This is a genomic window from Dokdonella sp., from assembly GCF_019634845.1.
Taxonomy (GTDB): Bacteria; Pseudomonadota; Gammaproteobacteria; order Xanthomonadales; family Rhodanobacteraceae; genus Dokdonella_A.
On sequence record NZ_JAHCAQ010000001.1, the window covers coordinates 20965 to 45987 of the forward strand.

Annotated in this window: 25 protein-coding genes and 1 riboswitch; of the genes, 13 read left to right on the plus strand and 12 right to left on the minus strand. The window is 69.1% G+C overall.

Translation table 11 applies throughout. The features are described 5' to 3' along the window. Nucleotides 1–10: 10 nt before the first annotated feature. Nucleotides 11–397, minus strand: a complete 387-nt coding sequence (gene crcB, locus KF903_RS00060) for a fluoride efflux transporter CrcB (protein ID WP_291209574.1) — start codon at nt 395–397, stop codon at nt 11–13. Nucleotides 398–482: 85 nt separating this feature from the next. Next, a riboswitch (Fluoride riboswitch) is annotated at nt 483–543 on the minus strand. Nucleotides 544–715: 172 nt separating this feature from the next. On the opposite strand from crcB, the gene KF903_RS00065 reads away from it, so the two are divergent. Continuing rightward, nucleotides 716–1888: a multidrug effflux MFS transporter gene (locus KF903_RS00065; RefSeq protein ID WP_291209576.1), complete on the plus strand. Its 1173-nt coding sequence runs from the start codon at nt 716–718 to the stop codon at nt 1886–1888. Nucleotides 1889–1900: 12 nt separating this feature from the next. Here the strand turns inward: KF903_RS00065 and KF903_RS00070 are convergent, their stop codons facing one another. The 6 genes from KF903_RS00070 to KF903_RS00095 all read right to left on the minus strand — a co-directional run bounded on the left by KF903_RS00070 (nt 1901) and on the right by KF903_RS00095 (nt 5334). Beyond that, the gene (locus KF903_RS00070) at nt 1901–2146 is read right to left on the minus strand and encodes a hypothetical protein (protein ID WP_291209578.1); all 246 of its coding nucleotides are present in this window, start codon (nt 2144–2146) and stop codon (nt 1901–1903) included. Between the two features lie 66 nt (nt 2147–2212). Then, nucleotides 2213–2656: a hypothetical protein gene (locus KF903_RS00075; RefSeq protein ID WP_291210027.1), complete on the minus strand. Its 444-nt coding sequence runs from the start codon at nt 2654–2656 to the stop codon at nt 2213–2215. Nucleotides 2657–2700: 44 nt separating this feature from the next. After that, the gene (minE, locus tag KF903_RS00080) at nt 2701–3015 is read right to left on the minus strand and encodes a cell division topological specificity factor MinE (RefSeq protein WP_291209581.1); all 315 of its coding nucleotides are present in this window, start codon (nt 3013–3015) and stop codon (nt 2701–2703) included. 3 nt (nt 3016–3018) lie between these two features. Continuing rightward, complete coding sequence (gene minD / locus KF903_RS00085) at nt 3019–3831, minus strand: septum site-determining protein MinD (RefSeq protein WP_291209582.1); 813 nt, start codon at nt 3829–3831, stop codon at nt 3019–3021. A 112-nt stretch (nt 3832–3943) separates the two neighbouring features. Continuing rightward, on the minus strand, nt 3944–4720 hold the full coding sequence (gene minC, locus KF903_RS00090; protein WP_291209584.1) for a septum site-determining protein MinC: 777 nt from the start codon (nt 4718–4720) through the stop codon (nt 3944–3946). Beyond that, entirely contained in the window at nt 4717–5334 is a 618-nt protein-coding gene (locus tag KF903_RS00095; protein ID WP_291209586.1) for a GNAT family N-acetyltransferase, read from the minus strand. Before KF903_RS00095 ends, minC begins: the two co-directional genes overlap by 4 nt. Nucleotides 5335–5542: 208 nt before the next feature. Between KF903_RS00095 and KF903_RS00100 the strand changes: the two genes are divergently transcribed. The 3 genes from KF903_RS00100 to KF903_RS00110 all read left to right on the plus strand — a co-directional run bounded on the left by KF903_RS00100 (nt 5543) and on the right by KF903_RS00110 (nt 8719). Then, nucleotides 5543–6730, plus strand: a complete 1188-nt coding sequence (locus KF903_RS00100) for a histidine kinase (RefSeq protein ID WP_291209588.1) — start codon at nt 5543–5545, stop codon at nt 6728–6730. Continuing rightward, complete coding sequence (locus tag KF903_RS00105) at nt 6727–7368, plus strand: response regulator transcription factor (protein WP_291209590.1); 642 nt, start codon at nt 6727–6729, stop codon at nt 7366–7368. The genes KF903_RS00100 and KF903_RS00105 overlap by 4 nt, the downstream gene beginning before the upstream one ends. Nucleotides 7369–7564: 196 nt before the next feature. Then, the gene (locus tag KF903_RS00110; protein ID WP_291209592.1) at nt 7565–8719 is read left to right on the plus strand and encodes a polyketide cyclase; all 1155 of its coding nucleotides are present in this window, start codon (nt 7565–7567) and stop codon (nt 8717–8719) included. Between the two features lie 89 nt (nt 8720–8808). Here KF903_RS00110 and greB read toward each other — a convergent pair whose 3' ends face one another. Together greB and KF903_RS00120 are read right to left on the minus strand one after the other, a co-directional pair. After that, a complete protein-coding gene (gene greB, locus KF903_RS00115; protein ID WP_291209593.1) occupies nt 8809–9309 on the minus strand; it encodes a transcription elongation factor GreB in 501 nt (166 codons plus the stop codon). A gap of 112 nt (nt 9310–9421) precedes the next feature. After that, on the minus strand, nt 9422–10912 hold the full coding sequence (locus KF903_RS00120) for a helicase HerA-like domain-containing protein (RefSeq protein ID WP_291209596.1): 1491 nt from the start codon (nt 10910–10912) through the stop codon (nt 9422–9424). 136 nt (nt 10913–11048) lie between these two features. Between KF903_RS00120 and KF903_RS00125 the strand changes: the two genes are divergently transcribed. Further along, nucleotides 11049–12569, plus strand: coding sequence for a transglycosylase SLT domain-containing protein (locus tag KF903_RS00125; protein WP_291209598.1), 1521 nt, complete (start codon nt 11049–11051; stop codon nt 12567–12569). A gap of 227 nt (nt 12570–12796) precedes the next feature. Here KF903_RS00125 and KF903_RS00130 read toward each other — a convergent pair whose 3' ends face one another. From KF903_RS00130 to KF903_RS00140, 3 genes are all read right to left on the minus strand, one after another. After that, nucleotides 12797–13237, minus strand: coding sequence for a hypothetical protein (locus KF903_RS00130; protein ID WP_291209600.1), 441 nt, complete (start codon nt 13235–13237; stop codon nt 12797–12799). Between the two features lie 148 nt (nt 13238–13385). Then, nucleotides 13386–14252 (minus strand): archaetidylserine decarboxylase, encoded by an 867-nt coding sequence (gene asd, locus KF903_RS00135; RefSeq protein WP_291210029.1) that lies wholly within the window; start codon nt 14250–14252, stop codon nt 13386–13388. Next, nucleotides 14252–14902 carry an SCO family protein gene (locus KF903_RS00140; protein WP_291209602.1) on the minus strand — a complete coding sequence of 217 codons (651 nt, stop codon included), beginning with the start codon at nt 14900–14902 and terminating at the stop codon, nt 14252–14254. The genes asd and KF903_RS00140 overlap by 1 nt, the downstream gene beginning before the upstream one ends. A gap of 100 nt (nt 14903–15002) precedes the next feature. Between KF903_RS00140 and prmB the strand changes: the two genes are divergently transcribed. The 8 genes from prmB (at nt 15003) to trpA (ending at nt 25003) form a co-directional block, all read left to right on the plus strand. Beyond that, the gene (prmB, locus tag KF903_RS00145) at nt 15003–15923 is read left to right on the plus strand and encodes a 50S ribosomal protein L3 N(5)-glutamine methyltransferase (RefSeq protein ID WP_291209604.1); all 921 of its coding nucleotides are present in this window, start codon (nt 15003–15005) and stop codon (nt 15921–15923) included. An 82-nt stretch (nt 15924–16005) separates the two neighbouring features. Continuing rightward, nucleotides 16006–17094, plus strand: a complete 1089-nt coding sequence (aroC, locus tag KF903_RS00150; RefSeq protein ID WP_291209605.1) for a chorismate synthase — start codon at nt 16006–16008, stop codon at nt 17092–17094. A gap of 104 nt (nt 17095–17198) precedes the next feature. Further along, nucleotides 17199–18227, plus strand: coding sequence for an aspartate-semialdehyde dehydrogenase (locus tag KF903_RS00155; protein WP_291209606.1), 1029 nt, complete (start codon nt 17199–17201; stop codon nt 18225–18227). A 357-nt stretch (nt 18228–18584) separates the two neighbouring features. Further along, nucleotides 18585–21137 (plus strand): FimV/HubP family polar landmark protein, encoded by a 2553-nt coding sequence (locus tag KF903_RS00160; RefSeq protein ID WP_291209608.1) that lies wholly within the window; start codon nt 18585–18587, stop codon nt 21135–21137. Nucleotides 21138–21288: 151 nt separating this feature from the next. Next, a complete protein-coding gene (gene truA, locus KF903_RS00165) occupies nt 21289–22107 on the plus strand; it encodes a tRNA pseudouridine(38-40) synthase TruA (RefSeq protein WP_291209610.1) in 819 nt (272 codons plus the stop codon). Next, on the plus strand, nt 22104–22739 hold the full coding sequence (locus KF903_RS00170; RefSeq protein WP_291209613.1) for a phosphoribosylanthranilate isomerase: 636 nt from the start codon (nt 22104–22106) through the stop codon (nt 22737–22739). The genes truA and KF903_RS00170 overlap by 4 nt, the downstream gene beginning before the upstream one ends. A gap of 198 nt (nt 22740–22937) precedes the next feature. Further along, the gene (gene trpB / locus KF903_RS00175) at nt 22938–24173 is read left to right on the plus strand and encodes a tryptophan synthase subunit beta (RefSeq protein ID WP_291209615.1); all 1236 of its coding nucleotides are present in this window, start codon (nt 22938–22940) and stop codon (nt 24171–24173) included. Further along, nucleotides 24170–25003, plus strand: coding sequence for a tryptophan synthase subunit alpha (gene trpA, locus KF903_RS00180; RefSeq protein ID WP_291209617.1), 834 nt, complete (start codon nt 24170–24172; stop codon nt 25001–25003). The genes trpB and trpA overlap by 4 nt, the downstream gene beginning before the upstream one ends. Nucleotides 25004–25023 lie beyond the last annotated feature (20 nt).

Sequence of the window (25023 nt, forward strand, 5' to 3'; positions counted from 1 at the left end):
GGCTCTCCGTTCAGGCGCGCAGCAACAGGCGCATGGTGAAGACGCCGGCGAGGGTCAGCAGCAGCGAGCCGCCCACATGTGCGAGCACGATCGCCACGGTCCAGCCGTACTGCTGGCGCAGCAGCAGGGTGACGGTCTCGGCCGAGAACGTCGAGAACGTGGTCAGGCCGCCGAGGAAGCCCGTCGTCAGCGCCAGCCGCCATGCAATCGGCAGTGCCTCGTAGTGCGCGAACACGCCCAGCGCCAGTCCCATGACGAAGCCGCCGGCGAGGTTCGCCGCGAGCGTGCCCAGCGGCAGTGAGGGCAGCAGCGGGTTGAGCGCAATGCCGAGCAGCCAGCGCGCAATCGCACCCACGAAGGCACCCAGCCCCACCGCCAGTACCGAGATCAGGTTCATCGCAGTCCTCATGCTGTCGAGGCGACGGGGCGCGGCGGGCGCGCGCGTTCCGGGCACGACGCCTGGCCGCTTCCGTTGCCGGCAAACGTGGCCAGGCATCATCAGCCATGCGGCGGTTCGGGGAGGATGCCATCTCCCGCCGCGCATGATGCCAGCGCGCGTGGGCGGCGCCAATCCGGCAGCGTGCTACAGTCCGCGGTCCAGTGCAGCGGAAGCAGACATGAGGCGATGCGCGCGCGATGCGGTGCCGTTGAGCGACCTGCCCGCTGGCGTCGCGTGAGCGGCGCCGTCGCGACCATGCCGCCGCCGAGGCGACGCGTGCTGGCACCGTTGCTGGGCGCGCTGGCGATGTTCGGACCGTTTGCGATCGACACGATCTTCCCGGCGTTCCCGGCGCTGGAAGCCGATCTGCACGCCAGCACGTTCCAGATGCAGCAGTCGATCAGCGCCTACATGGCGCCGTATGCGCTGATGTCGCTGCTGCATGGCCCGCTGTCCGATGCCCTGGGCAGGCGCCGCGTCATCATCACCGGCGTGATCGTGTTCGCGCTCGCCTCGCTCGGTTGCGCGATGGCGCGTACGCTGGAAACGCTGCTGTTGTTCCGCGCGCTGCAGGGTATGTCGGCCGGCGCCGGCATCATCGTCGGCCGCGCGGTGATCCGCGACGTGTTCGATGGCGCCGAGGCGCAGCGCCTCATGGCTTCGGTGTCGATGATCTTCGGCATCGCGCCGGCGCTCGCACCGATCGTCGGCGGCTGGGTGGTTGCGTTCGCGCGCTGGCCGATGATCTTCGTGCTGCTGGCGGCATTCGCGCTGGCGCTGTGCCTGGCCTGTCTGGCCTGGCTGCCCGAGACCCATCCGCGCGAGCGGCGCGTTGCCCTGTCGCTGCGCGAACTGGGCGCGACCTGGCGCGTCATCGTCACCGATCGCGCCTTCTTCCCGCTGGTGCTGGCCGGTTCGTTCAACTTCAATGCGCTGTGGGTCTACATCTCGTCGGCGCCGGCCTTCGTGCTTGGCATGTTGCGGCTCGATACGCAGCACTTCGCCTGGCTGTTCGTGCCCGCAATCAGCGGCATGATGCTGGGCTCGTTCCTGTCCGGGCGCGTCGCCGGACGATTGACCGCGGCGACGACCGTGCGCGTGGGCTACACGATCATGGTGCTGGCCAGCGCGCTCAACCTGGCGGTCACCGCGCAGCTGCCGCAACCGCTTGTGCCGTGGTCGGTACTGCCGATCGGCTTGCACGCGATCGGCATCGGCATGAGTTTTCCGACCTTGACGCTACTGCTGCTCGATCGCTTCCCGCACCATCGCGGCGCGGCCTCGTCGGTGCAGGCGTTCGTTAGCCTGCTGATCAGCGCGGTGATCGCCGGCGCGCTGGCGCCGGTGCTGGCGGCCAGTCCGCTGCGACTGGCTCTCGCTGCGGCCAGCGTGACCATGCTCGGGCTGGGCTGCTGGCGCGCCTACCTCGAGGTGGTGCGGCGCTGGTGAGGCGCGGGTCGCTCAGGCGGCCGGCGGTGCCTCGCCGCGGCCGAGTACGGCGCGCAGCACGCTCAGCACTTCCTCGCGCGTGCCGATCACGGTGAGCTGGCTTTCGCGTTCGATGCCGGTGCCAAGGTTGACCGAATAGGCCATTCCCATGTCGGTGCCGTTCTCGTCGATGTGGGCGAAGGTCTCGGTCTTGCCGATGTAGGCGATGCGATTGGCGTCGATGAAGCGGCCATCGGGCAATTTGATCCAGCGTTGCATGGGAACGGTTCCGGACGTTGGGGACTGGGGCATTCTAGCGATGCCGGGCGTCCGCGTGTGCCCGCTTCATGTCACGGGCAGGTCCCGCGCCTGCAGGAATGCACGCGCATCTTCGGCATCGGCCTCGAACCAGGCGCGCGCCGAGCCGAGCCGGAACGAGTAGCCCCAGGCATCCATGTCGGCCATGAGGCGCTGGCGGCCGACGCTGGGCAGGTGGTCGGCGAGCACGATCTGCAGGTAGCAGGTGGCGTCCTCCTCGATCTGCGAGTCGGAGGCGTCGGTGTGCACGAGCGCGCGGCGCGCGGGCGGGATGACGATGAGGTGGCAGGCCTCGTGCAACAGCGAGTGCACGGGCGTGTCGGCGCGTGCGTACACGCGCGAACCGATCACGCCGGCCTCGGCATCGCCCCAGTAGCTGCCCGGGATCGCCGCACCGGCTTCGACTTCGAGCAGCTCGAGTTCGAACTTTGCCAGCAGCGCGCGCGCCGCGGCGAAGCCGATGTCGGCCATCGCGAGCACGGCGGGCGCCGCGGCAGCCTGCACGCGCGCGGCGCTCAGTCCGCGCCGCTGGACGCTTCGTCGGCGCGGCCGCGCTCGGCGCCGGCGTCCCTGTCGCGTTCGGGCAGCGTGACCGACAGTTCGAGCACCTCGTCCTCGCCTTCACGCGTGACGTGGATGTCGATCGCATCGGCGTCGACATTGACGTACTTGCGGATCACTTCGAGGATTTCGCGCCGCATGGTCGGCAGGTAGTCATGGCCACCGCGGCCGTCGGCCTTGCGTTCCTGCATGACGATGATGCGCAGGCGTTCGGCGGCGACCGATGCGGTGTTCTTCGGGCGGGAGCGGAACAGGTCGAACAGGCCCATGATTCAGCCTCCGAAGATGCGAGAGAAGAAGCCTTTCTTCTGCGCTTCGGTGAAGCGCATCGGCAGCGTTTCACCGCACAGGCGGGCCACTGCGTCGGCATACGCCTGGCCGGCGTCGGAAGCGTCGTCGAGGATCACCGGCACGCCGGCATTGGAGGCGGTCAACACGCCTTCCGATTCGGGGATCACGCCGATCACGTCGATGCCGAGGATGTCCTTGACGTCGGTGATGCCCATCATGTCGCCGTTGGCGACGCGCTCGGGGTTGTAGCGCGTCAGCAACAGGTGCTGCTCGACGCCGGTCCCGCCTTGCTCGGCGCGGCGCGTCTTGCTGGCGAGCAGGCCGAGGATGCGATCGGAGTCGCGTACGCTGGAGACTTCCGGATTGACCACCACCACGGCGCGGTCGGCGAAATACATCGCCAGTGCGGCGCCCTTCTCGATGCCGGCCGGCGAATCGCACAGCACGTAGTCGAAGCCGTCCTCGTCCAGTTCCTTGAGTACGCGCTCGACGCCTTCCTTGGTGAGTGCGTCCTTGTCGCGCGTCTGCGAGGCGGCCAGCACGAACAGGGTGTCGATGCGCTTGTCCTTGATGAGCGCCTGCTTGAGCGTGCATTCGCCCTGGATGACGTTGACGAAGTCGTACACCACGCGCCGCTCGCAGCCCATGATGAGGTCGAGGTTGCGCAGGCCGACATCGAAGTCGATGACGGCGACCTTCTTGCCGCGCCGGGCCAGTCCCACGGCCAGCGAGGCGCTGGTGGTGGTCTTGCCGACGCCGCCCTTGCCCGAGGTGACTACGATGACTTCGCTCAATGGAGTTCTCCGCTGACGGGGGAATGGGACGATGAAAACGGAGCCGCGGCGCGCTGCGCGGGGCCGCGCCTGGCGCCTGCGTGCCGGTGACTGCGCACTGCGCTCGCCCCGCTCACAGCTTCTTCAACAGCAATTTGTCGCCATCCAGCCAGGCCTGCACGGGCTGCCCGCGCAGCTCGGCCGGAATGTCCTCGAACACCCGGTATTGTCCCGCGATCGAGACCAGTTCGGCATGGAATTCGCGGCAGAAGATGCGCGCGCTGGTGTCGCCCTGCGCGCCGGCCAACGCCCGCCCGCGCAGCGCGCCGTAGATGTGGATGGAGCCATCGGCGATGACCTCGGCGCCGTTGCCGACCAGGGCGGTCACGATCAGGTCGCGGCCACGCGCGTAGAGCTGCTGGCCCGAACGCACCGGCTTGTCATGGATCTGGCCGATGACCTCGCGCGGCGCGGCGGGTGTCGCTGGTCGTGGCGGCTGTGGCGCGGCAGGCGGTGCGGCGGGCGGGCCTGCTTCGTCATGGCCGCCGGCGCGCTCGTAGGCGGCACGGAACTTGGCGATCACCGGAATGCCGAGTTCGCGCGCGATGGCCTCGTTCTCGCTGGTGCCGTAGGACAGCCCGACCGGCAACATGCCGGCGCTGCGGATGCAGTCGAGCAGCTCGCGCACGACCGCCACTGCGGGCAGCTGCGGCAGGTGGCTCAGGTCGAGCACGACCGGCGCATGGCGGAACAGCTTTTCGGCGCCACTCACCTTGGCACGCAGTTCCGCTTCGAGCGCATCGGCATCGAGCACCCTCAGCTTGAGGTTGGCGATGCCGACCTGGCCGAACTTGATTTCGGCCACCGGTTCGAGATCGAGCGGCGCGCCGGCCGCCTGTCGTGCGCTCACGCGCCACCTGCCGCGCGCGTGGCGGGCGCAGCCGTGGCGGTGTGTGTGCGCTCGCGCAGCCACGGCAGGTCGGGCAGGCGCGCGGCGCCACCGCTTAGATAGGTGTCGCGCACGAACGGGTAGCTGCACAGCGTCTTGGCCAACAGCGCGACACGTTGTCCGTTGCCGGGCATGACCTGCTGGCCCACTTCCTGGAAGCCGAAGCTGCCGTGGAACAGGAGGGCGACGTCGTTGCGCGGCTCGAGGAACACCTCGCAGGTCAACTCGGGCGAGTGGGTCTCGGCGTAGCTGATCACGTCGGCGTAGAAGATGCGGCCCAGACCGAGGCCGCGGTACGGTTTGGCGATGACGATGCGGTCGATGTAGACGAATTGGGCGTAATGCTGCTGGAACCAGCGGAAATTGGCGCTGTCGTAGTCGGCATCCTGGTTCAGCGCGAACAGGAAGCCGGCAATGTGGCCATCGACCTCGGCCACGCGGAAATAGCAGGCTTCGTCGTGCAACTTGCGCAGCGCGGCGGCGGTGAGCGGCAGGATCGTCGGACCGGCGGCGTTGTTGAGTGCGAGTACCGAATCCAGATCGTGCGAACCGACGTCGCGTATGCGTACTGCCATGATGTGCTCCATTGCAAGGCGGCGCGCCGGTGCCGGTGACGCCGCGCCGCCGATTATCGCATGCGCGGGTGCCAAGAACAGGCCGCCGCAGCCACGCCGACCGGCAGCGCGGCATGGCTGCCGCGGTCGCGGCGCCGTGTTGCAGGCGCAGCATCGCAGTGACTTCGGACAGGGTCGCGCGAGGACCGCGCCCGCCTATGATGGCGCCATGACCTGGGCCCAGTTCAACCACATCCAGCTGCTGCGCTACGCAGGGCTGTTCCAGTACGCGAGCGTGGGCACGCCGTTCCTGCGCTACCGCACCGTGGTCGAGGATCTGGCCGCCAAGCAGTTGCCGGGCAGCTACGTGCATCTGTGGCTCGGCTGCTACGTCGTGTTCGGCATCGTCTACTGGTACCTGACGCGCGATCTGGGCACGCTCGGCCGCACGCCGTTGCGGCGCGGCGTGCAGATCGCGTTGCTGGTCGTGCTCAACCTCATGGCGGTGGCGATCGGCTGGTTCAGCCAGAGCGGCATTTCGGCGCTGCTGCTGGCGGTGGTGGCCGTGGTGTTGCCCTGGCTGGTGCCGCTGCGCGTGGGCATTGCCTGGATGGTGCTGCAGAACTTCTCGCTGGTGCCGGTGTTCGCCAGCATCCGCGAGCCCGCCTTCAGTCTCAGCGACGCATTCCTGCAGTCGAGCCTGTATTCGGGCTTCATCGTGCTCGCCTTCGTCACGGCGCTGGTCACCAAGCAGCAGGTCGAGGCGCGCGAGGAGCAGCGTCGCCTCAACTCCGAGCTGCGCGCCACGCGCGCGCTGCTGGCCGAATCGAGCCGGCTGGCCGAGCGCATGCGCATCTCGCGCGAGCTGCACGACCTGATGGGGCACCACCTGACCGCGCTGAGCCTCAACCTGGAGGTGGCCAGCCACCTCGTCGACGGTCCGGCGCAGAAGCACATCCTGCAGGCGCAGTCGGTGGCCAAGCTGCTGCTCGGTGACGTGCGCGAGGTGGTCAGCCAGCTGCGTGAGGGCGACAGCATCGATCTGACCCAGGCGCTGCGTGATCTGGTCGAGGGCGTACCGGGTCTGGCCATCCACCTGCAACTGCCAGCGCGACTGGGGGTCGATGATCCGCGCCGCGCCCAGGTGCTGTTGCGCTGCGCGCAGGAAATCATCACCAACACGGTGCGCCATGCCCAGGCGCGCAACCTGTGGCTCGTGTTCGAGCATGACGCGCGCCGCGAAGTCGCGATCCGTGCGCGCGACGATGGCCGTGGCGCCAGCGCGCTGGTGCAGGGCAACGGCCTGGCCGGCATGCGCGAGCGGCTGGCGCAGTTTGGCGGCCGCGTCGACATCGACGCCGGCGCCGGGCGTGGTTTTGCGCTCGACATCATCCTGCCTCTGGAGTCCGACCCATGATCAAAGTCTGCCTCGTCGACGACCAGACCCTGGTGCGACAGGGAATCCGTTCGCTGCTGGAGCTGTCCGATTCGATCCGCGTGGTGGCCGAAGCCGCCGACGGCGCGCAGGCGGTCGAGACGATCCCGCAGGTGCGGCCCGACGTGGTACTGCTCGACATGCGCATGCCGGGCATGTCGGGGCTGGACGTGCTCAATGCCCTGGCCAGCCGCCAGCAGTTGCCGCCGACCATCATCCTCACCACGTTCGACGACGACCAGCTCGTGCTGGCCGGGCTGAAGGCCGGCGCCCGTGGCTATCTGCTCAAGGACGTGTCGCTCGACCAGCTCGTCGACGCGGTCAGGACCGTGGCCGGCGGCGGTTCGCTGGTGTCGCCGGTGGTGACCCAGCGGTTGCTGTCGGGACTGGAGCGCATGCACAACGAATTCACCAGCCTCGACCGCCCCGATCCGCTGACCGAGCGCGAGACCGAAATCCTGCGCCTCATGGCCGGCGGCTACAGCAACAAGGAGATCGCCAACTCACTTGGGGTGGCCGAGGGCACGGTCAAGAATCACGTCTCCAACATCCTGTCCAAGCTCGGCGTGCGCGACCGTACGCGGGCCGTGCTCAAGGCGTTCGAGCTCGGCATCGTCTGAAGGCCCGCCCGCGGCAAGGGCACGGGGTGCCGCGGCTGTCTGGCCGTGGCGCGCGGGGCCGGAAGTCCAGTAACATCGGCATTTCGCTCCGCCGGTGCGGGGCGCGCAGGTGCGTGGGGCAGGGTGCGCGGTGCCGGGGGATGGCCCGGTCCGCCACGATGCGGCACCGTCAATGTCAGTCCTGGAGAATCCTCGGATGATGCGTATTTTCGAAATGCTGGTGGCCCTGCTGATCGTGTTCGCGCTGGCCGTGCTGGTCGGCCTCGTGCTGCCCGACCATGGTCATATCGAACGGCGCGTCGAGGTCCCCAGTCCAGCGCGTCAGGTTTACGACACGATCAATGGATTCCGGCGCTTCCCGCAGTACACGGGCCTGCGTGCGTTCGACCCGGCCATGCAGACGACGCTCGGTGGTCCCGAAGCCGGCGTCGGCTCCAAGATCAGCTGGACCAGCAGCGTGCCCAAGGTCGGCGACGGCAGCCTGACCATCACCAAGAGCACCCAGGACAGCGACGTCACGATGACGCTCGACAATGACTGGATCGGCACCAACAAGACCTACAACCTCACGATCACGCCCTCGCCCAAGGGCCGCACCGTGTACGTCACCGAATCCTACGATGTCGACTACGGCTGGAACCTGCTGTGGCGCTTCGGCGGCCTCTACATCAATGGCGATCCTTCCGCGGTCGTGCAGGGCTCGCTGGCGAGCCTGGCGGCGATGATGGCCGGCTTCCCCAACACCGATTACAGCAACCAGGACATCTCGGTGGTCGAGATCACCGCCAAGCCGGTACTGCTCGTCAACACGCGCGCGCCGCGTTCGCTCGACGAGGTCGCCGACGCCACCGCGCAAGCCAAGGAAAAGATCGAAGCCGTGCTCAAGAAGACCGGTCTGACCCAGTCCGGTCCGATGCTGACGATCACCACCGAATGGGGTGACGAGAACTACACCTTCGCGGTCGCCATCCCGGTCGACCAGACCAGCTTCACGCTCGACGGCCACAGCTTCACGATCGATGCGCCGGCACCGAAGGCCGATGCGGACGACGACAGCGCCGACGCGGGTCAGCCGCTGGTGGCAGGCGATCGCGACAAGAAGGGGCTGCTCGTGGTCGACGACAACGTGCGCGCTGCGTTGTGGTACCAGGGCCTGGCGCTGTACACCGAGTACACCGGCAGTGCGGCGCAGTTGCCGCTGGTGCGCCTCAACCACAAGGCCTACGCCGAAACGCACGGTTACCGCTACAGCGAAGCTGGCCTCGGCCGGCCATGGGACGAGGACGTCTCCGATCCGGGCGCTGCCGACGACCAGCGGACCTTCCGCGTGTATCTGCCGATCACGCGCTGACTGCCTTCCTGCAGTCGCGAAAAATGGCGGCCATTGGCCGCCATTTTTTTTCCTCAAGCGTGTCGGCGGTGCGATCGTGCAGTGGCCGCTCAGCCCGCGTAGCGCACCGCCAGCACCACGAAGCTGGCCGGTCCGTCGGGCAGGCGTGCTTCGAATTCGTCATCGACGTGCCTGCCCAGCGCGCCGCGCGCGAGCGGCGAGTCGATGCTGATCCAGCCACGGCCCGCATCGGTCTCGTCGGGACCGACGATGCGGTAGACGTGCTGCGTGCCGGCCGCATCCTCGACCGTGATCCAGGCGCCAAAATACACCGCGCCGCGATCGCCTGGCGGCGCTTCGATCACGCGCAGCTGCTCGAGTCGCTTGCCGAGGTAGCGCACGCGGCGGTCGATCTCGCCGAGCTGCTTCTTGCGATAGGTGTATTCGGCATTCTCCGAGCGGTCGCCCTCGGCGGCGGCCGCGGCCAGCGCACGCACCACCTCAGGACGACGCTGCCGCCACAGCTCGTCGAGTTCGGCCTTGAGCCGCGCATGACCCTCGGCGGTGATGATCGCGGTCGAGTGCGGAGCGGGTGGTCGCCAGCGGCTCATGGTAGGTGGGCGCTCGTGGCGGTGGACAAGGGCCGTGCGGCGTGTGGCCCGGTGCGGTCGCCGCAGCCGCCATCGGCCGCCGGCGCCTGTGACCGGCAGGCCGCCAGCGGTCTCAACGCTTCATCGAGCCGAAGATGCCGCGCATGATCGCGTTGGTGATGCGCGAGCCCGCGTTGCGTGCCATCGATTTTCCCATCGCCTCGAGCATGCCCTGGCGGCGGCCGGTGCCGAATAGCATGTCGTGCGCCATCTGGCCCACGCCGCTGTCCTTGGCGTCGGCTTTGGCGTCGGCCTTGGCGGCCTTGCCCGCGGTGGCGGGCGCCGCCGGCGCGGTGGCCGCGCGCTGCGCCAGCACTTCGAACGCCGACTCGCGATCGATCGCGGTGTCGTACTTGCCGCCGACCGGCGAACGCGCGCGAACCATCGCGCGTTCCTCCTCGCTGATCGTGCCGAGGCGGCAGCCGGGTGTGGCGATCATTGCGCGCTCGACCGGCGTGGGAACGCCGCCTGCCCGCAGCATCGACACCAGCGCCTCGCCGACGCCGAGCTGGGTGATTGCCTGCGCCACGTCGAGGCCCGGATTGGGTGCAAAGGTCTCGGCCGCGGCCTTGACGGCCTTCTGGTCGCGCGGCGTGAACGCGCGCAGCGCGTGCTGGATACGGTTGCCGAGCTGGCCGAGGATCACGTCGGGCACGTCGTCGGGATTCTGCGAACAGAAATACACGCCCACGCCCTTGGAACGGATCAGCCGCACCACCTGCTCGATGCGCTGGCGCAAGGCGGGCGGCGCGTCGTCGAACAACAGATGTGCCTCGTCGAAGAAGAACACGAGCTTGGGCCGGTCGAGGTCGCCGACTTCGGGCAGCTTTTCGAACAGCTCGGACAGCATCCACAGCAGGAAGGTCGTGTAGAGCTTGGGCTTGAGGATGAGCTGGTCGGCAGCGAGGATGTTGACGATGCCGCGGCCGGACAGGTCCTGGCGCATGAAGTCGGCCAGGTCCAGCGCCGGCTCGCCGAAGAACGCATCGCCGCCCGCCTGCTCGAGCGACAGCAGCGCGCGCTGGATCGCGGCCACCGACGTCGGCGCAATGAGACCGTACTGCTGCGAGATGTCCTTGGCGTGCTCGCTGGCGAAGTTCAGCATCGCCCGCAGGTCCTTGAGATCGAGCAGCAGCAGGCCATTGTCGTCGGCGGCCTTGAACACGATCTCGAGCACACCGCTCTGGGTGTCGTTGAGTTCGAGCAGGCGCGCCAGCAGGGTCGGGCCCATTTCCGACACCGTGGTGCGCACCGGATGACCGGCCTTGCCGTAGATGTCCCAGAACACCACCGGGTTGGCGGCCGGAGTCCACTCGATGCCGAGCTTTTCCACCCGCGCCTTGAGCTTGTCGCTGGCCACGCCCGCTTGTGACAGGCCGGCAAAATCACCCTTGACGTCGGCCAGGAACACCGGCACGCCGAGCTTGCAGAAGCCCTCGGCCATCAGCATCAGTGACACCGATTTGCCGGTGCCGGTGGCGCCAGCCACCATGCCGTGGCGATTGGCGTACTGGGCGAGCAGGACGATGTCGTGCTCGCTCTTGCCGATGAGGATGTCGTTCACAGGCGGGCTCCGGTGCGGGTTGGGCGTGACAAGCCGATTGTAGCGGCGATCCCGCCGGTGCCGGTCGATACTTGCCGCTTGGCGAGGGCGCCGCTACCGTGGCGGGTCGATCAGGCGGCCGCAACGGGCCCAGGTGATGCAAGTGCTGCAACGATTCGCATTGTGTGCGGCACTGGCCGCACTCGCCGGCTGCGCCGGCACGGCAGCCACGCGGCCCACGCGGGCGACGGCAGCCGACGCGGCAGGTGCGCTGTATGCGCGCCTGGACGCCGCCACCCGACGCTACGCCAACGGGCTCGATCTGCAGCGGCGTGGCGATGCCGCTGCCGGCGATGCCGAGCTCAGGGCCGCGCTGGATGACCTGCGCGATGCCGCCAGTGCCTGCGTGACGACGCGCGGTTGCGATGGGCAGCGTTTCGTCGCCGGTTTCGATGCGCTGCTGCGGGGTGGCTTGACCTCTGCCGACGCCGGCGGCGAGGGCAGCGCCGATGCCGCTGGCGACAGCCCCGGCGAGGTGACCCCGGCGGGCGAGGGTGAGCAGTTGTCACGCGCCATGCCCGAGCTGGGCCGCAGCGTCACGTTGCTGAAAGGACGCGAGCTGAGCGAGCTCATCGAGATGAATGGTCCGGTGCAGGTCGCACTCGAGGAGTGGCTGACGCAGTACCGGCCCAACCTCATGACCGCCTACGTCAACTACCAGTATCTGCGCTGGCAGATGGCACCCGAGTACGACAAGGCCGGCCTGCCCGAAGCGCTGCTGTTCGGCATGCTGGCCAAGGAATCGGGCGGCAAGGTGCATGCGGTGTCGCGCTCGGGCGCGTCGGGGCCGTTGCAGTTCATGTACGCCACCGGCCTGCGCTTCGGACTGCGCACCGTCGACGGCTTCGACCAGCGTTTCGACCCGCGGCTGTCGGCGCGCGCCAATGCCGCCTACATCAACGAGCAGCTTGCGATATTCAACAACAACCTCGAACTGGTCATCGGTGCCTACAACGGTGGCGAGGGTGCGATGCAGCGCCGTGCCGGCCGTGGCGAGAGTGCCCTGAGTTTCTGGAATCCGCAGATCTACTACGGCGTGTCGCAGGAGACGCGCGAATACGTGCCGATGGTGCTCGCTGCGGCCTGGCTGTTCATGCACCCGGAGCGCTACAACCTCGAGTGGCCGAAGATCGCGATGCAGCCCGGCAGCATCACCTTGCAGCAGCCCGCGTCGATCGCCGAACTGACGATCTGCCTGGGTCAGGACGGCGGCGCGAGCGATGGCTGGTTCCGCGCTCTGCGCAACCTCAATCCGCAGCTGGATCCGCAACAGGCCGCACCGGCCGGCAGCAAGCTCGTAGTGCCGCAGCAGCTCGAAGCCGTGTATGCGCGCAATTGCGCCGCGGGGCGCTGGCAGCGTCTGGCCAGCGAGCTGCATGCGGCGGCGCTGCCGCCCGCGCCGCCCGGCATCGTGGCGCGCGTGGCCAGCCGCGGCGCCGCCAGCGCCAGCTCCGGATCGCGTGTGTACGTGGTGCGCAAGGGCGACACGGTGGCCGCGATTGCACGCAAGACGAGCCATTGCAGCATGCGCGACATTGCCGACCACAACGCCTTGCGCGCGCCGCATTATCCGATCAAGCCGGGGCAGCGCCTGCAGCTGCCGGCCTGCGCGCGCTGAGCAGCCGCGCGGGAACGGACCTCGAGCGCCGGTGCCGGCGCGTCCGGCGCCGCTCGGGCAGGCAGTGCCGGCGTCGCGGCGGACGCGCCCGGAGGCATCACGGTCACGCGCGGGGACACCATTCCCGGCAGCCGACCACTGCGCGCCGTCCTCGCGTCCGGCTGCGGCGCGCAAAAAAAGCGCCCGCGCGAGGCGGGCGTGATGAAAGGTGACGCTGGAGACGGTGCTTACGCGGCTTCTTCGACGCCGGCGCTCATCCATTCCTTGATCTGGTCGGCCGGCACGCTTTCCTTGAGCGAGCGCATCGCGCGCAGTACCTGCCGGTGCAAATCCTGCTGTTCGCTGTAGGGCGAGTCCTTGGTCTCGTGATAGGCGACCGTGATCCACAGCGCGATCCCGCGCAGGCGCACCTGCAGGTTTTCCGACTGCAGGCGCTCCAGTGCGATATCGGTGCCGGCGCCCCACGGACGATACTTGTCGTCACGCGGCGTACCGTACAGATGCGGGAATTCGCTGGTGGCGGCGGCGTTGAACTCGCGCACCGCGATGGCGGCCAGTTGGCGGCGAATGTTGGGTGGCAGCATTTCCAGTGCCTTGTTGACTTCGCGCAGCTGGCGACGCAGCTGGATCGCGCGACTCAAGGCGATGACGCGGGTGACGATGGCCATGATTGGTGTTTCCCCCTGATTCCTGCCGCGGGACAGGTGCGTCCATGCGGCGCTGCTACGATGGTTGGCAGGTGGTGATGATGCGTCACAACATGCCAACGTGTGTCATATTCTGACCCAATGCGCGCCGATTTGGAAGGTCGCCGAGTCAGGAATCCACACTTGTTTTCGCGACGTCGGTCACGTTGCCGAGAGTTTGCCCCATCCGCACCGGCTGGTCGGGCACCAGGTCGCCCCAGCGGGCAGGGCCGGTCGGCAGCAGCACGATCACGGTCGAGCCCATGTTGAAGCGCCCCAGTTCGGCGCCGCGTTCGAGGCGGATGCCCTGCCCCTGCCAGTCGCGGCCGTTGGGCCGGCTGGCATACGGAGGCACTTCGACGCCGCTCCACACGGTCTCGATGCCCGACACGAGCATCGCGCCGACCAGCACCACGACGAAGGGGCCATCGGCCCCGCGGAAGTGACAGACCAGGCGCTCGTTGCGCGCGAACAGGCGCGGCACGGCCTCGACGGCAAACGGCGCCACGCTGAACAGGCGTCCGGGTATGTGCAGGGTCTCGACCAGTTCACCGGCCAGCGGCATGTGAACGCGGTGGTAGTCGCGCGGCGACAGGTACACAGTCACGAACTGGCCCTGCGCGTAGGGCGCCGCGGCGGCTTCGTCGCCGAGCAGCTCGGCGACGCTGAATGCCTGGCCCTTGGCCTGCACGATGCGACCGGCGCTGATCGCGCCGGCCTGGCTGATGCGGCCATCGGCAGGGCAGGCGATGGCCTGCGCGGCGGTCGGCAGCGGTCGCGCGCCGGGCTTGAGTGCGCGCGTGAAGAAGGCGGCGAAGCTCGGGTAGGCGGTCGCATCCTCGACGGCCGCTTCGCCGAGATCGACCTCGTAGGCAGCCACCACGCGCCGGATCAGCAGGTTCTTCCACGGGCGCCAGCGGCAGCGCGCCGCCCACAGCACCAGGCGCGACAGCAACCGATGCGGCAGCAGGTACTGCACCGCCACGGCGGCGCGCATCATTGGCTACGCGCCAGTGTCTGCAGATCGGCGGCGATCTGGCTGGCGTCGAACGGTGGGCGCAACAGGCCCACTTCGCGCCCCGCCGGATCGATGATGAGCACCGAGGCGCTGTGGTCGACCGTGTAGCTGCCGGCCTCGCCCTGCTCGCGCGCGTACATGATCCCCAGCGCGCGCGTCAGTGCGGTGAGCTGCTCGTCGCTGCCGGTGGCGCCGACGAAGTCCTTGTCGAAGTGGCCGACGTAGCGCGCCAGTTGCTCGGGGTTGTCGCGCGCGGGGTCGACCGAGATGAAATCGAAACGCAACCGCTCGCGCGCCGCCGCGTCGAGCTTCTTCCAGGCCTGGCCGAAACTGGCCAGAGTGGTCGGGCAGATGTCGGGGCAGTGGGTGTAGCCGAAGAACACGATCGTCCAGCGACCGCGCCAGTCCGCCTGGCTCAGCTTGCCGCCGTCGGCGCGGTCCAGTTCGAATGCCGGCACCTCGCGTGGCGCCGGAAACGCCATTCCGGCCTGCAGCGGCGGCAGCAGCGGCGCCGGCGTGGTGGTCGTGAACAGGCGGGCGCCAAACCACAACCCGGCGGCGGCCGCCAGTGCGGCGATGACGATGAGCCAGTTGGCGGAGACGCGACCGGCGGAGCGAGCGATATTCATCCGCCCAGTATAGGCGAGCGCATGCGCCGGCGGCAGGCGCGCCGGCGGTGCCATGGCATCCGGCCTTATACTCGGCGGCCCACCTGCAGCGGATCGCGCGATGACCGAGGAACTTGCCACGATCGTGGACTTCATCCGCTACGGCGCCAGTCGGTTCGGCGCGGCCGGTCTCACCTTCGGCCACAGTTACGACAACGCGATCGACGAGGCGACCCATCTGGTGCTGCATGCGTTGCATCTGCCGCACGACCTGTCGCCCGCCTATGGCGGCGCGCGGCTCACCGCCGGCGAAAAGCGCAGCGTGCTCGAGCTCATCGATCGCCGTGTCGACGAGCATCGGCCGGTTGCCTATCTCACCGGCGAGGCGTGGTTTGCCGGCCTCAAGTTCAAGTCCGATGCGCGCGCGCTGGTGCCGCGCTCGCCGATCGCCGAACTCATCCAGGGCGGTTTTTCGCCATGGCTCGACGAACGTCACGTCGAGCGCGCGCTCGACCTGTGCACGGGTTCGGGCTGCATCGGCATCGCGATGGCCGCGCACAATCCCGATTGGCAGGTCGATCTGGCCGACGTCAGCGACGAGGCACTGGCGCTCGCGCGCGAAAACGTCGAGTTCCAGGACGTCGGCGATCGCGTCGAGGTGATTCGCTCGGACCTGTTCGCCGGCCTGGCCGGGCGCCGCTACGACCTCATCGTCAGCAATCCGCCCTACGTGACCGAACAGGAATTCGCCGCGCTGCCGGCCGAATACAGCCACGAGCCCAAGCTCGGTCTCACCGCGGGCGCCGACGGTCTGGATTTTGCGCTGCGCATCCTCGTGCAGGCGCCCGAGCATCTGACCGATGATGGCGTGCTCATCGTCGAGGTCGGCGAGAGCGAGCGCGCCCTCGTCGCGCTGTTGCCGCAGATACCGTTCAACTGGATCGAGTTCGCGGTCGGCCAGATGGGCGTGTTCCTGCTCGATCGCGCCGATCTGGTCACGCACGCGGCAGCGATCCGCGCGGTCGCGGCACGGCGCGGCTGAGGCACGCGGCAACCCACGCGAGTCATCGGCATCGCCACCACCGCGCGCCCGACCCGACATCCCACTTCCGATTCCCGGCGCCATGTCCAGCAACTCGTTCGGCAAACTGTTCACGGTCACCACGTTCGGCGAAAGCCACGGCCCCGCCATCGGCTGCGTGGTCGATGGCTGTCCTCCCGGCTTGGCGCTCGACGCCGGCGAGTTCAGCCATGACCTGGCACGCCGCGCCACCGGTCGCAGCCGTTACACCTCGCAGCGCCACGAGGCCGATGCGGTCGAGATCCTGTCGGGGGTGTACGAGGGGCGCACCACCGGCACGCCGATCGCGCTGCTGATCCGCAACACCGACCCGCGCAGCAAGGACTATGGCGATATCGCGCAGACGTTTCGGCCCGGGCATGCCGATTACACCTACTGGCAGAAGTACGGGATCCGCGACCCGCGCGGCGGCGGGCGCTCGTCGGCGCGCGAGACGACGATGCGCGTGGCGGCCGCGGTGATCGCCCGCAAGTGGTTGGCGCAGCGGCACGGCGTGCGCGTGCGCGGTTACCTGGCGCAGATTGGCGAGCTCGTGCCGGCCTCCTTCGATTGGGATGCGGTCGAGGCCAATCCATTCTTCTGGCCGTGCGCGGCGCAGGTGCCTGAGCTCGAGCAATACGTCAATGCCCTGCGCAAGGCCGGTGATTCGGTCGGTGCCCGTGTCAACGTGGTGGCCGAAGGCGTGCCGCCGGGTTGGGGCGAGCCCATCTACGGCAAGCTCGACGGCGACCTCGCCGCCGCGTTGATGTCGATCAACGCGGTCAAGGGCGTCGAAATCGGCGACGGCTTTGCGGTGGTCGAACAACGTGGCAGCACGCATCGGGATGAAATGTGTTTGGACGGCTTTACGTCCAACCATGCAGGTGGCATCCTTGGCGGCATCAGCAGCGGGCAGCCGGTCACGGCCTCGCTCGCGCTGAAACCCACCTCCAGCATCCTCGTTCCCGGCCGCAGCGTGAACCTGGCCGGCGAGGCGGTGGAAGTGGTGACCAAGGGTCGTCACGATCCCTGCGTCGGCATCCGCGCCACGCCCATCGCCGAGGCGATGCTGGTGCTGGTGCTGATGGACCACGCGCTGCGCCATCGGGCGCAGTGCGGCGACGTGGGTGTGGTGGCGCCGCGGCTCGCTTGAGGCCTGGCGTGGCAAGCGCCGAGCGCTGCAGGCGCTGCGTGCTCGCCCGGGCCGGCACCGCCGTGGCATGGCGGCATTTCTCCAACTGGCACAGATGACGATCGATGAACGCGAACACGCGGTACAAGGTTGCGATGGTCGGCGCCACTGGCGCCGTCGGCGAGACGCTGCTGGCGATCCTCGCCGAGCGCCGGTTTCCGGTCGGCGAACTGGTGGCGCTGGCCAGCGAGCGCTCGGCTGGCGGCACGGTCGAGTTCGGCGGCAGATCGGTGACGGTGCGCAACCTCGCCGACCACGACTTTGATGGCGTCGATATCGCCTTCTTCTCGGCTGGCGGCGCCGTCAGCCGCGTGCACGCGCCGCGCGCGGCGGCGGCCGGTGCCGTGGTGATCGACAACACCTCGGAGTTCCGCTACGAGGACGACGTCCCGCTGGTGGTGGCCGAGGTCAACCCGCAGGCGATCGCGCAGTACACCACGCGCGGCATCATCGCCAATCCCAACTGCTCCACCATGGGCATGCTCGTGGCGCTGGCACCGATCCACCGCGAGGCCGGGATCGAGCGCATCAACGTGGCGACCTACCAGTCGGTGTCGGGTGCGGGCCGCTCGGGCGTGGAGGAGCTGGGCAGCCAGACTGCGGCGCTGCTGAGCTTCCAGGAGGTCGTGCCAGCCAAGTTCCCCAAGCAGATCGCGTTCAACGTGATCCCGCACATCGACGACTTCCAGCCCAACGGCTACACCAAGGAAGAAATGAAGATGGTATGGGAGACGCGCAAGATCCTTGGTGACGAGTCGATCCAGGTCAATCCGACCGCGGTGCGCGTGCCGGTTTTCTATGGTCACTCCGAGGCCGTGCACATCGAGACCCGCCACAAGATCGGTGTCGAGCGCGTGCGCGAGCTGCTGGCGGCCGCCGAAGGCGTGGTGCTGATGGACGAGCGCCGTGCCGGCGGCTATCCGACCCCGGTCGGCGATGTCGCCGGCAAGGATCCGGTTTTCGTCGGACGCATCCGCGAGGACATCTCGCATCCGCGCGGACTCGACCTGTGGGTGGTGTCGGACAACATCCGCAAGGGCGCTGCGCTCAACGCGGTGCAGATCGCCGAATTGCTGATCCGCGATCACCTCTAGCCCGTCGCGGCGCCGGTCCCGACGTCGATGCCGGCGTCGCGCAGCCCGCTGCCAGCGGCCTCGAGTGCTTGCACTGCAGGCGGCTGGCGCACGCCGTCGACGTGTGGCGCAGCGCGTGACGCTGCCACCGGCAGCGCTGCGGCCGGCCGGTCGCGAGCGGCCCGGTCGTTTGCGCTTCAATCACTTGCGCGCGATTGCTGCGGGCCACATGGCGCCGTGGCCGGGTCGCGGCGTGGTGCCCGATCGGGGCGAATTCCGTGAAATCGTATCTACTATGGATAGTTACGATTGTGTTATAAGGTCGTTTCGAGAAAGCCCGGAAACGCGGGTCCATGAGGCTGTGGGGAGCACGTTCAGATGAAACGACCGCTGCAACTGTCGCTGGCAATCGCGCTCGCGCTGACCGGAACGAACGTAATGGCGCTCGGCCTCGGGCCCGTGCGCGTCACCTCCCGGCTCAACCAGCCGCTGCAGGCCGAAATTCCGGTCATCCAGGGCACGCCCGGTGAGGCCGAAGGCCTGCTCGTGAGCTTGGCCGACCAGGAAGACTTCGAACGTCTCGGCATCAGCCGCAGCAATCTCGGCGTCCCGCTCGAGTTTGCGGTGGGCAAGGATGCGCAGGGGCAGACCGTGATCCGCGTGACCAGCAAGGAACCGGTCCGCTCCACCTATCTGGACTTCCTCATCGAGGCGAACTGGCCCAAGGGCCGCATGCTGCGCGAATACACGGTGCTGCTCGATCCGCCGATCACGGCACCGGCTGCCGCGCCGGCAGCGGCGCCGGCTGCCGTTGCTGCAGCCAAGCCGGCACCTGCGGCGCCGAAGGCGGCGCCTGCGCCCGCGCCGAAGGCTGCGCCCGCCGCGCCTGCGGTGGCCAAGGAGGCAGTGGCGCCGAGCCCGTCGCGCAAGGCGGTGGAGGGCGAATACGGCCCCACCCAGGCCGGTGAAACGCTGTCGACCGTTGCGCGCGCGGTGCGCGCGGGCAATGCCGACGTCAACCAGACGATGCTGGCCCTGCTCAAGAGCAACCCCGACGCGTTCTACGGCAACAACATCAACATGCTCAAGCGCGGCGTGATCCTGCGCGTGCCGAGTGCCGACGAGGTACAGGCCATTGGTTCGGCGGCCGCGGCCGCACAGCAGGTGCACGCGCAGATCGAGGATTGGCGTGGTGGACGCGCCAATGCCACGCGCGTGGCCGCAACGGCCGGTACCGCGCCGCCCGCCACGCGGCCGGCACCGCCCGCGCCGGCCAAGCCCGCGGCCACCGACAGCGCCGCGGAGCGGCTTGCGCTGGTGCCGCCCAAGGCGGGCAAGGACAGTCTGGCGATGGCCGACAAGCCCGGCGCGGGCAGCAGTGGCGGTACCGCCAACGGCGAGACCGCGCGCGACCTGGCGCGGGCCAAGGAAGCGCTTGCCGCCAGCGAACAGGCGTCCGGCGAACTCAAGTCGCGCGTCAAGGATCTCGAAGACATCCGCAGCAAGAACGAGCGGTTGATCTCGCTCAAGGATTCGGAAATCGCCGAACTGCAGGCCAAGCTCAAGGAGCTGCAGGCGGCGGCCAAGGCAACACCGGCGACGCCGGCCAAGGCCGTGGCCGAGACGAAGCCGGCGGACAGCCGGCCGGCCGAACCCAAGCCCGCCGAACCGAAGCTGGCCGATGCCAAACCGGCCGATGCCAAACCGGCCGAGGCCGCGATCGACAAGAAGGACATCTGGGGCGACGCCGCCAAGACGCCCGCCGCCACCGATGCCACGCCGACCGACAAGGCTGCAGCGCCCGCGACGGCCGATCACGCCGCGCCTGCGGCGGCGGCCGATATCGGCAAGGCCGCGCCGGCAGCCGCTGACAAGGCGGGTGGCGAGGTGACCGCAGCGACGCCAGCGCCGGCCGCCGCCGGTGCCGAGGCGACCGCCAAACCCGGCGAAGCGGCACCAGCGGCCACACCGGTCGCGAAGCCGGCCACGCCGGCAGCCAAGCCGGCAGCGCCGCCGCCGGCAGCCAAACCGGCACCCGCCCCGGCGCCCGCTTGGTACGACGCGCCCTGGGTCAAGCCCGCCGCCATCGGTGGCGCCGTGGTGCTGCTGTTGCTCGGCTTCCTCGGCATGCGCAAGCGCAAGGCGCCCGCAACAGCCAAGGCAGCGGCGGGTGCGCCCTCGATCGCCGATGCTTTCGCCGATGGGGCGACGACCGCCGCGGGCGGCCACGAGGCCGTCGAGGCCGACATCGCGCACCTGCACGATCAGATCGCCGCCGATCCGGGCAACCTCGGTGCCTATCTCGAACTGCTCAGCATCCATTACGCCGAGCGTGATGTGGAACGCTTCGAGCAGGTCGCCGAGGCGATGCATGCACACGTGCACGATCCGCACCAGTTGGAGTGGACCGAAGTGCAGGCGATGGGCGAGGAACTCGCACCGCACAACCCGTTGTGGGCAGTGTCGTCCGGCGACATGGCGGGACAGGCACAGTATGCCGAGTTCGCTGCGGACGACAGCGAGGAAGCGGATCGTCACCACGAGGCGCATCTGGAATCACATGCTGCGCCCGAGTCCTATGTCCCGGCGGCGGGCAAGCCCGATTTCGGCTTCTTCGTGCCGCCACACGCGAACGAGTCGTTGCCGGCACAGGATCTGTCTCACGAGAGCTTCGGCTTTGATGATCTTCCGCCGCTCGAGGACGCGCACATGGCCGCCGAACCTGAACCCGTGGTCGAAGCCGCATCGCCGGCACCGGTCGATGACTTCTTCGCCGATGCCGATGCCGTCGCCACCAAGCTCGACCTGGCCAAGGCCTACATGGACATGGGCGATCCCGATGGAGCGCGCTCGATGCTCGAGGAAGTCGCCAGCGAAGGCAACGAAACCCAGAAGGCCGAGGCGCAGCGTCTCATCGCGCAGATGCGCTGAGCGCCGGCGAGGCCCGTGCATCGCACGGGCCCGCTCGCTGCACTGGAACGGGAGCCGCTTCGCGCGGCTCCCTTGTTTTTTGCGCGGCGGTGCCCGCTCGCGCCACCCGCGAGCAGGTCCTCGATTCCTTCGGCGGTCCTACAATCCGGCCATGCGCATCGCACTGGGTATCGAATACGACGGCACCGACTTCCTCGGCTGGCAACGCCTGCGGCATGGCCGCACCGTGCAGGGCGTGGTCGAGGCGGCGTTGTCGCGCGTGGCCGCGCACGCGGTCGAGGTGACGTGCGCGGGCCGCACCGATGCCGGCGTGCATGCGCGCTGCCAGGTCGTCCACTTCGACAGTGAGGCAGTGCGCAGCGCGCGTGCCTGGACCCTCGGCGCCAACTCGAACCTGCCGGCCGATGTCGCCGTGTTGTGGGCGCAGCCGGTGGCCGATGAGTTCCATGCGCGCTTTGCGGCGCGTTCGCGCCGCTACCGCTACACGATCCTCAATCGTCCGATGCGCGCCGCGCTCGATGCGCGCGGCATGGCCTGGGAGCGCTGCGCGCTCGACACCGGCGCGATGCACGCGGCGGCGCAGGCGCTGCTTGGCGAGCATGACTTCAGCGCGTTTCGCACGGCCCAGTGCCAGGCGCGCACGCCGATGCGCCAGGTGCAGGCGATCGATGTCGCGCGCAGCGGCGAAGTCGTCACCATCGACATCGCCGCCAATGCCTTCCTGCATCACATGGTGCGCAACATCGTGGGCTCGCTGTTGCCGATCGGGCGCGGCGAGCGGCCCGTGGCATGGCTCGCCCAGTTGCTGCAGGGGCGTGACCGCACCGTGGCCGGGCCGACCGCGGCTGCGGCCGGACTCGTGTTCGTCGCGCCCGCCTACCCGGCCCAGTGGTGCCTGCCGCCGCAGTGCACGCTCAGTGACGCGCAGGCGGCGCTCCTGCCGCGGCGAGCGCCGGGGGCGGGCGCATGAGCCGCACGCGCATCAAGTTCTGCGGCCTGCGTCGCGCCGAGGACGTGCAGGCCGCGATCGCGCTCGGCGTCGATGCGGTCGGTTTCGTGCTGACGCGACGCAGCCGGCGCTGCGTCGAACCGGCGCTGGCGCGCGAGCTGCGCAGCCTGCTGCCGCCATTCGTGAGCGCGGTGGCCCTGTTCATGGACGATGACTTGGCCTGGGTCGCCGACGCCTGCGCACTCGTGCAGCCCGACTTCGTGCAGTTCCACGGCGAGGAGAGTGCGGCCTTTGCGGCGCGCTGCGCCCGGCCCTACCTCAAGGCCGTGCCGATGGCCTCGGTCAGCGACGTGGCGGCGTACGTCGCGCAGCATCCGCAGGCGCGCGGGTTCCTGCTCGACAGCCACGCGGTGGGCGAGGCCGGCGGCAGCGGCGGCGCGTTCGACTGGGCGCGCGTGCCGCATTCGCTCGCGCGGCCACTGCTGCTCGCGGGCGGCCTGGACGCGGGCAACGTCGGCGCGGCAATCGCGCTGGCGCGTCCGTTCGCGGTCGATGTGTCCAGCGGCATCGAAAGCGCGCCCGGCATCAAGGATGCGGCGCGCATGCAGGCCTTCGTGGCGGCCGTGCGTCAGGCCGACGCCGCCCCGGCCTGAAGTCGGCGGCGGCGATCCGGGTTAAGATGCGCACGATGATTCACGTCCCATGCCTGTCCGCCCCGTTCGGCCGCTCGCTGCGCCGCTGGCGCCGTGTGCCCGCCGCCGCCGTGCGATAGCGTCGCCGCGTCCGTTCGCCGGTTCGAGCCAGGCCCGCGCCATCGCGGCGCGACTGCAAGCCTTCGTGTGGAGACGTTCATGCCCAGCAACCCAGCCACCGCGCCTTCCGCGGTGATCGACTACAACCAGTTCCCCGACTCCAGCGGCCGCTTCGGCGCCTATGGCGGGTCCTTCGTCGCCGAAACTCTCATCGCGCCGCTGGCCGAGCTCAGCGCCGCCTACCAGCGCCTGCGCCGCGATGCCGCCTTCTGCGCCGAGTTCGAGCACGACCTGAAGCACTACGTCGGTCGTCCCTCGCCGATCTACCACGCGCAGCGCCTGTCGCGGCAGGTCGGCGGCGCCCAGATCCTGCTCAAGCGTGAAGACCTGAACCACACCGGCGCGCACAAGATCAACAACACGATCGGCCAGGCGATGGTCGCGCGCGCGATGGGCAAACGGCGCGTGATCGCCGAGACCGGCGCCGGTCAGCACGGCGTGGCGACCGCCACCGTGTGTGCGCGTTTCGGTCTCGATTGCGTCGTGTACATGGGGGCCACCGACATCGAGCGGCAGAAGATCAATGTCTATCGCATGAAGCTGCTCGGGGCGCAGGTGGTGCCGGTCACCGCCGGTTCCAGGACGCTCAAGGACGCGCTCAACGAGGCGATGCGCGACTGGGTCAGCAACGTCGCCGACACGTTCTACATCATCGGTACCGTTGCCGGGCCGCATCCGTATCCGCAGATGGTGCGCGACTTCAACGCGGTGGTCGGTCGCGAGGCGCGGGCGCAGATGCTCGAACAGTTCGGGCGCCTGCCCGATGTCATTACCGCCTGCGTTGGCGGCGGCTCCAATGCGATCGGCCTGTTCCACGCCTTTCTCAACGACGCGCAGGTGCGCATCGTCGGTGCCGAAGCGGCCGGCGAGGGTCTCGCCACGGGTCGTCACGCCGCCTCGCTCGCCGCCGGGCGGCCCGGCGTGTTGCATGGCAACCGCACCTATGTGCTGTGCGACGATGGCGGCCAGATCACCGAGACGCATTCGGTGTCGGCCGGCCTCGATTACCCCGGCGTCGGCCCCGAGCACGCGTTTCTCAAGGACAGCGGGCGCGCCGAGTACGTCGGCGTCACCGATGCCGAAGCGCTGGCGGCGTTTCACCAGCTCGCGCGCAGCGAAGGCATCCTGGCGGCGCTCGAATCGAGCCATGCGGTGGCGCAGGCGATCAAGCTTGCCCAGGACCTGCCGCCCGACCGGCTCGTGCTGTGCAACCTGTCTGGGCGCGGCGACAAGGACGTGCACACGATCGCCGCGCGCGAGGGCATTGCGCTATGAGCCGCATCGACCACCGTTTTGCCGCGCTGCGCGCGCAGGACCGCACCGGCCTCATCACCTTCCTCACGGCCGGCGATCCACTGCCGGCCGCCACCGTCGCGATCATGCACGAGCTGGTCGCCGCCGGCGCCGACCTCATCGAGCTCGGCGTGCCGTTTTCCGATCCGATGGCTGACGGGCCGGTGATCCAGCACGCCAGCGAACGCGCGCTGGCGCACGGCGTCGAACTGGCGACGATCCTCGGCTGGGTACGCGAGTTCCGCCAGCGCGACGCGACGACGCCGATCGTGCTCATGGGCTACCTCAACCCGGTCGAGATCCACGGCGCTGCGCGGTTCGCCGACGCAGCGGTGGCGGCCGGCGTCGATGGCATCCTGCTGGTCGACTGCCCGATCGAGGAGGCGGCCACGGCGGCGCCGCTGCGCGAGGCCGGGCTGCAGCAGATCCTGCTCGCCGCGCCGACCACCGGCGAGGAGCGCCTGGCGCGGATCTGCGCGGAAGCGGCCGGTTTCCTATACTACGTGTCCTTTGCCGGCATCACCGGCGCCGATCGCATCGATGTGGGTGCGGTGCGCGCCCATGTGGAGCGATTGCGGCAATGGGCCAAGGTGCCGGTGGCGGTTGGCTTCGGCATCCGCGACGCGACCTCCGCGCAGGCGATCGCCGCGTTCGCCGACGCGGTCGTCATCGGCAGTGCGCTGGTCGCGCGGCTGGCCGGTGCGGCAAGCGTCGATGAAGCGCGAGCAAGGGCGCGCGAGTTCGTCGCCCCGGTTCGCGCGGCATTGGACGCAGGGACGCACGCGCGCCAGGAGCGGCATCAATCCAACTGACCGATCCCGCTGCGGCGGGT

Bases quoted from the DNA above. Each gene is read 5' to 3' on its own strand.
- crcB (WP_291209574.1), bottom strand. From the start codon at position 397: ATGAACCTGATCTCGGTACTGGCGGTGGGGCTGGGTGCCTTCGTGGGT.
- KF903_RS00070 (WP_291209578.1), bottom strand. From the start codon at position 2,146: ATGCAACGCTGGATCAAATTGCCCGATGGCCGCTTCATCGACGCCAAT.
- KF903_RS00075 (WP_291210027.1), bottom strand. From the start codon at position 2,656: ATGGCCGACATCGGCTTCGCCGCGGCGCGCGCGCTGCTGGCAAAGTTC.
- minE (WP_291209581.1), bottom strand. From the start codon at position 3,015: ATGGGCCTGTTCGACCTGTTCCGCTCCCGCCCGAAGAACACCGCATCG.
- KF903_RS00095 (WP_291209586.1), bottom strand. From the start codon at position 5,334: ATGGCAGTACGCATACGCGACGTCGGTTCGCACGATCTGGATTCGGTA.
- KF903_RS00100 (WP_291209588.1), top strand. From the start codon at position 5,543: ATGACCTGGGCCCAGTTCAACCACATCCAGCTGCTGCGCTACGCAGGG.
- KF903_RS00105 (WP_291209590.1), top strand. From the start codon at position 6,727: ATGATCAAAGTCTGCCTCGTCGACGACCAGACCCTGGTGCGACAGGGA.
- KF903_RS00110 (WP_291209592.1), top strand. From the start codon at position 7,565: ATGATGCGTATTTTCGAAATGCTGGTGGCCCTGCTGATCGTGTTCGCG.
- greB (WP_291209593.1), bottom strand. From the start codon at position 9,309: ATGAGCCGCTGGCGACCACCCGCTCCGCACTCGACCGCGATCATCACC.
- KF903_RS00125 (WP_291209598.1), top strand. From the start codon at position 11,049: ATGCAAGTGCTGCAACGATTCGCATTGTGTGCGGCACTGGCCGCACTC.
- KF903_RS00130 (WP_291209600.1), bottom strand. From the start codon at position 13,237: ATGGCCATCGTCACCCGCGTCATCGCCTTGAGTCGCGCGATCCAGCTG.
- asd (WP_291210029.1), bottom strand. From the start codon at position 14,252: ATGCGCGCCGCCGTGGCGGTGCAGTACCTGCTGCCGCATCGGTTGCTG.
- KF903_RS00140 (WP_291209602.1), bottom strand. From the start codon at position 14,902: ATGAATATCGCTCGCTCCGCCGGTCGCGTCTCCGCCAACTGGCTCATC.
- prmB (WP_291209604.1), top strand. From the start codon at position 15,003: ATGACCGAGGAACTTGCCACGATCGTGGACTTCATCCGCTACGGCGCC.
- aroC (WP_291209605.1), top strand. From the start codon at position 16,006: ATGTCCAGCAACTCGTTCGGCAAACTGTTCACGGTCACCACGTTCGGC.
- KF903_RS00155 (WP_291209606.1), top strand. From the start codon at position 17,199: ATGAACGCGAACACGCGGTACAAGGTTGCGATGGTCGGCGCCACTGGC.
- KF903_RS00160 (WP_291209608.1), top strand. From the start codon at position 18,585: ATGAAACGACCGCTGCAACTGTCGCTGGCAATCGCGCTCGCGCTGACC.
- truA (WP_291209610.1), top strand. From the start codon at position 21,289: ATGCGCATCGCACTGGGTATCGAATACGACGGCACCGACTTCCTCGGC.
- KF903_RS00170 (WP_291209613.1), top strand. From the start codon at position 22,104: ATGAGCCGCACGCGCATCAAGTTCTGCGGCCTGCGTCGCGCCGAGGAC.
- trpB (WP_291209615.1), top strand. From the start codon at position 22,938: ATGCCCAGCAACCCAGCCACCGCGCCTTCCGCGGTGATCGACTACAAC.
- trpA (WP_291209617.1), top strand. From the start codon at position 24,170: ATGAGCCGCATCGACCACCGTTTTGCCGCGCTGCGCGCGCAGGACCGC.